2 protein-coding genes and 1 pseudogene are annotated in these 1,427 nt (G+C 54.2%); 1 reads left to right on the top strand and 2 read right to left on the bottom strand.

Annotated elements, in window-relative coordinates; all coding sequences use genetic code 11:
• Positions 1-425 (top strand): zinc-binding dehydrogenase (locus B9Z54_RS13695; protein WP_162785214.1); only part of this gene is annotated, 425 nt, incomplete at its 5' end.
• Positions 426-472: 47 nt separating this feature from the next.
• On the opposite strand, the gene B9Z54_RS25750 is transcribed toward B9Z54_RS13695, so the two are convergent.
• Positions 473-745, bottom strand: coding sequence for a DUF6198 family protein (locus tag B9Z54_RS25750; RefSeq protein ID WP_240189926.1), 273 nt, complete (start codon positions 743-745; stop codon positions 473-475).
• A gap of 67 nt (positions 746-812) precedes the next feature.
• Positions 813-1,028, bottom strand: a pseudogene (locus B9Z54_RS26700) (DUF6198 family protein); the annotation flags it as partial.
• Positions 1,029-1,427 lie beyond the last annotated feature (399 nt).

Here is a 1,427-nt window from a genome sequence, read left to right as displayed (position 1 = left end):
TGAAAGATGAAGCGAAACTGAAAGAGCTCGGGGCGAGCCGTGTCTTTTCGTATCGATCCGAGACGCTCGCCGCCGAGATTATCGAAGCGAACGGGGGACCGGTCGATGCCGTGCTCGACGTCGTCGGTGACGCTTTGTTCGCGACGTCGCTCGAGGTATTGAAAAATGGCGGCAAGTTTTGCATTTCCGGTTCGGCCGGCGGACAACAGACACAGCTTGATTTCCGGACGATGTATTTGAAACACATCACCATGTATGGATCGGTACTCGGCACACGGGCCGAGTTCCAATCGATGCTCGAGGCGATTAAAGCGGGACAGATTCGACCAATCGTCGACCGGACGTTCCCGCTCATTGAAGCACGTGACGCGCAGACGTATTTTAAACAACGCGGCAAATTCGGGAAAATCGTGCTCATCCCATAACGAAAAGAGAGGAGACCGGACGCAGACATCCGGTTTCCTCTCTTTTATTATGCCGGGTCGACTTTGGACCGGTCGATGACCGAGACGAGCCGACGGAACTGTTCGAGCCAAAACTGGAAGAACGGGCCGATTAAGAAGATGGACAGCACCGTGCCAAAGAAGACCGGTCCACCGAGCACCCAGCCGATGAGACATGCTGACAGTTCCATCCACGTCCGCATCATGCGGACCGAGGTGTTGAACCGGTAGGCCAAGGCGAGCGTCAGTCCGTCCCGTGGGCCTGCCCCGTAGCCGATGGCGACGTACAGCCCGGCACCCATCCCCGATGACGAAGATGCCGAGCACGAGCCAGGCGACATTGAGCGCGATACCGTCAAGCTGCGGTAACCAGTGATGCTCGAGAATCAAGTTCATGAACACGCCGACGAAGACAGCGTTGACGAGCGTCCCGAACTGGGGGCGAATCCGGTCCAATATGTACTTGCAGAAGACGAGCAAGAGACCGACGAGCAAGATGATCGTCCCGACGGAGATCGGAGTATGGCGGGCGAGACCGAGATGGAGCACGTCCCACGTTGACACGCCGAGGTCGGCCGTGATCATCATCGACGATCCAAGGGCGAGCAGGAACAGACCGCTCATGAACAACGCCCATTTCAAGCTGATTCGTAAAGATTGTACCCATACCGCGTGCATGATGGTCGCCTCGATTCCCTAAAATGTTCCATCATCATATCATATTTGGTTTTGGGACAGAAAAAACGCATCGGACTTCGTCCGAGGCGCTTGGCTCACTTTTTAGGTGTCGATGCTTTTTTGCTTTGTTCTTTTATAGTAATCGTAGACGAACGGTGCGACCGCCGTCGCGACTTTGATGAGTGTACCGAATTTACCTTTTCTAGCCATGTTGCTGCACCCCTTTCTGTTTCTAATGATGTATATTCCACCCGTAGCCGAATTGAAAACATGTTTTGGACAGGTTCATCGTGGGCTAGATGATTG

This window comes from Bacillus sp. P14.5, assembly GCF_003316765.1.
Taxonomy (GTDB): domain Bacteria; phylum Bacillota; class Bacilli; order Bacillales; family Bacillaceae_B; genus Rossellomorea.
This window is presented reverse-complemented; position numbering and strand designations above follow the sequence as displayed.